This window comes from Actinomadura roseirufa (assembly GCF_900659635.1).
GTDB classification, from domain to species: Bacteria; Actinomycetota; Actinomycetes; order Streptosporangiales; family Streptosporangiaceae; genus Spirillospora; species Spirillospora roseirufa.
In genome coordinates, this window is sequence record NZ_CAACVB010000472.1 from 1 (window position 1) to 3,531 (window position 3,531).

Below are 3,531 nucleotides of genomic sequence, written 5' to 3' on the forward strand. Positions count from 1 at the left end.
GTGGTCTCGTCCCGTCCGCGCGCGGGGCCGGCGTCCGCCGGGGCGCCCGTCCCGGCCGGGGCGCCGGGGCCGCTCCCGGTGCCCTCCTCGCCCGTGCTGCCGCGGCCGCTCGGGGGGCGCACGCCGTAGTGGCGGTAGAGGTCGACGATCTGGGCGTGCGACAGGTGCTCGTCCGCGTCCACGTTCGGGGCGCCCTTGATGGTCTCCTTGTCGTAGGGGACCTGGAGCGCGTCCTGGCCCTTGCGCGCGCCCGACAGGGGGACGAAGCTCTCGCGCATCCCGAACCAGCCGGTGTGCACGGTCACCCACTCGGGGGCACCGGAGTCGTCGTTGAGGTAGACCTGCTTGATCGTGCCGACCTTGGTGCCGTGGGCGTCGGTCACGCTCAGTCCCATGAGCTCCCGCACCTCTGTCTGCGTCTGCACCTTGAACACCTCTGCTCTCATGGCCGCCGCCGGTTGACGGGTAGGGAGAGGCCTCGCCGGCGGCCGCGGTGGAACCCCACCGGTCCGCGCCACTCGGTCGCGGTGACTCTCGGACGGACACCGGTCCGGGAGGTCCGGTACCCGGCGCCCTGGTTGTGTCGATCCCGAGTTGCCTGATTACCCCCTGCTTATCCGGAGTGGGGGATGGCAAACCTCTTGAGATGACCAAGAGTGACGATCTACGGAAGCCTTACAAGGGTCACCGGTCCGGTCACCTGCGGCAAAAGCAAGCACCGTCACGGACCGTCACCGCACATCGTCACTCTCGGTATTCGAAAAGCGCCTCGTCGCCGCAAACCCAGCGCAAAGGGCAGGAGGATGCCCGATCTGTCGGATTAATAGGAATTCTCCCGATGCCCCGCGCCGCCATGGAGATCATTTAAGAAAGCTCCGGTTTGTATTTCCGATTTCCGCGCAAGACTCCCGAACACCGCGCGGACGATCGTTCCCACACACATCGGAGAACTGGCATGGAGGATCTCTCATCGGCCGGACGGCGGCGCGGGCACCGCACGGCGCTCACCACGGCGCGCACCAGAACGCGCGCCGCCGCGCCCGGCGCGATCGCCGCCGCCCTCTGGCTCGTCCTGCCCCTGCTCACGGCGCCCGCCGCGACCGCCGCCCCGGCACCGGCCGGGACGCCGGGCTCGCCGCCGCGGGGACGGCGACCCGCCTGGTGCAGGACGGCCGGGCCGCTCGCCACCCGCACGATGCCGCACACGATCCGGCTCACCGACTGCGACCTGCGCGGCCGGACCGTCCGCGGCGCGAACGGGCTGTCGGCGGTCGTCCCGGCGGACGGGACGTCGGTCACCGCGCACGCCCTGCGGACCGACGGCGCCACCGACCTGCGCGTCGTCCAGGACCACGCGACGAACGAGGTCACCATCAGCACGCACGGCGTCCGGGAGCCCCAGGCGCGGCCGGGCCCGCGTCACCTGTCCCTCGACCCGTGCGCGGACGGCGCGTACCGCCTGGAGCCGAGCAGGTGGCCGAAGGGCTCGACCGTCGAGTGGCGCTACGGCGGGTCGTCCGGCCGTCCGATCACCGGTATCGCCAGGGGCGTGTCGAACACCTTCACCGCCAACACCGACTGCGTTCCCGGTCACAGGTTCACGCCGCCGCCCGACGTCGTGGAGCACTACGCGGGCGAGACGTCCGCGTCGCCCAACGTGACCGACGGCGCGACCTGCGGGACCCGGGACCGGACCAACACCTTCGGCTGGCTGGCGATGCGGACGGCCGACGCCAATGTCCTCGCGGCCACCTGCATCTGGTTCGCCGGGCAGACGACCGTCGAGACGGACATGGCCCTGCAGACGCTCAACCGGGCGTGGTGGCAGGGCCGGACATCAGACGACCAGAACGGCACGTGCCCCGAGGGCGCCTACGACGTCTCGGCGGTCGCGACGCACGAGACGGGGCACGTCCTCGGCCTGGCCCACGTGGAGGGCGCCGAGCACGCCGACCTCACCATGGCGCCGTCCGTGGGACCCTGCGAGGACGGCGCCGCCACCCTCGGAAAGGGCGATTATGACGGATTGATCGCCCTTTATGGGGGTCGCTGAGCGGACGGCCCCGACGCCGCCGGACGTCCATTCTTCTCCGCATTCCCAGAAATGGCCGGGTCGCCGGAGTGTCCACGTGACCTTTCCACGCCGCCGCCATAACGTCCTATCGTGGTCAGCCATTTCTTCGCAGGATACGGCCGGTGGCAGGAGGAGGGCCGCCCGGCGCTCTTCCGGACCTCGCGGCACGAACGCCCCGCCCTGCTCGCCCTGCACGGGGTGGCCCGGCGGCTCGGCGCGGTGATCGACGACGCCGGGGCCGGCGGGACGGCGCGGCTCGTCCGGCACGGGGAGCTGGCGCTCCTGCTGACCGGGGTCCGGCACGTGACGGTCGCCGGGGACGCCACCCTGTTGTCCTGGGAGCCCGCCGGCATGCGGCCGGCGGAGATCCGCGGGCTGCTGTCGGGCGCCGTCGAGAACGTCCTGGCCGCCATCGTCGACCGCGACGACGACGCCGCCCTGACCCACACCAGGAACATCGAGCTCATGGTCGACTGCCATGGCGTGCGCACGGCGAAACCGGCTCACGGACTCGCCTGACAACGGTGCTCCGACGGTCCCGACACCCCGGCTCTCCTCGGGCTCGCTCCGTGACCGTGCCTGGGCGAACGCGAATCACTTCGCGCTCTGCCCGGCGGGGCTCGCCTCCGGCATAGCCCCACCGGACAGGTCCCCGTTCGAGACGGGCCCGGGAACGGCCCGCTCAGTGGGCGCGTACCAGGCGGCCTGGACGATCAGTGGGCGCGTTCTGGGTTCTCGCGGGCGCCGACGACGACGATGCGGCGTCTGTTCGAGCCCTTCGGGTGGCAGGAGATGAGCGTGACGTACTCGCCGTCCGGGACGCTCTCCCGCTTGAACGGCACCGCCTCCAGCGCCCGCCGGTCCGACGGCATGATGATGCGACGCTCCCGCATCCGGTAGGTGTAGGACGTCCCGCCGATGGTGAGGACGATCGGGTCGCCGCGCCGCAGCTCGTTGATGCGGTTGAACGGGTGCAGCCACGTGGTGCGGTGCCCGAGAAGGACCGTGTTGCCCTCCCGGCCCGGGTAGTCGGTGCCCGGGTAGTGACCGGCGCCCCTGCGGAGCACCCTCTCGCTGACGCCCTGCAGCACTCGGGCCTTCAAACCGATCCTCGGGATGCGGATCCGGCCGAGGACGGTGCCCTGCCCCGGCCCGGCGACCGCCGCCGGGGCCACGAGCGCCGCCGCCTCCGGTCCGGCGTGCGCGGGCGGTGCGGTGACGGTCAGTACTCCCGCGGCCAGGGCCCCGGCCATGAGCGCCGCCATCGGCGTGCGCGAGGACGTGCGGACGAGCATGGTTCGCCTCCGTTGCTCTGGAAAACCGGACAGGAAAGGGGGGCGGCACGTCTGCCGCCCCCCGTGTCCCGGCCTTCGGGCCGGTCAGCCGCCGCCGGGCGGCGGGCGCCGCGGCGTGCGGGTGGACCCACGGACGGCGGCGGCCTTCGGGCCCGCGCCGGT

4 protein-coding genes are annotated in these 3,531 nt (G+C 72.4%); 2 read left to right on the forward strand and 2 right to left on the reverse strand.

All coding sequences use genetic code 11. The features are described from left to right. The coding region (locus E1291_RS40280; RefSeq protein WP_165495535.1) for a PRC-barrel domain-containing protein at positions 1–425 on the reverse strand (425 nt) is incomplete at its 3' end. 530 nt (positions 426–955) lie between these two features. Between E1291_RS40280 and E1291_RS40285 the strand changes: the two genes are divergently transcribed. Both E1291_RS40285 and E1291_RS40290 read left to right on the forward strand, forming a co-directional pair. Then, entirely contained in the window at positions 956–2,053 is a 1,098-nt protein-coding gene (locus E1291_RS40285; RefSeq protein WP_131743259.1) for a matrixin family metalloprotease, read from the forward strand. A gap of 111 nt (positions 2,054–2,164) precedes the next feature. Next, a complete protein-coding gene (locus tag E1291_RS40290; protein WP_131743260.1) occupies positions 2,165–2,593 on the forward strand; it encodes a hypothetical protein in 429 nt (142 codons plus the stop codon). Positions 2,594–2,787: 194 nt separating this feature from the next. Here the strand turns inward: E1291_RS40290 and E1291_RS40295 are convergent, their stop codons facing one another. Beyond that, on the reverse strand, positions 2,788–3,369 hold the full coding sequence (locus E1291_RS40295) for a class E sortase (protein WP_131743262.1): 582 nt from the start codon (positions 3,367–3,369) through the stop codon (positions 2,788–2,790). Between the last annotated feature and the right edge of the window lie 162 nt (positions 3,370–3,531).

Excerpts from the sequence above, each read along its gene's own strand:
- E1291_RS40285 (WP_131743259.1), top strand. The coding sequence starts at position 956 with ATGGAGGATCTCTCATCGGCCGGACGGCGGCGCGGGCACCGCACGGCG.
- E1291_RS40295 (WP_131743262.1), bottom strand. The coding sequence starts at position 3,369 with ATGCTCGTCCGCACGTCCTCGCGCACGCCGATGGCGGCGCTCATGGCC.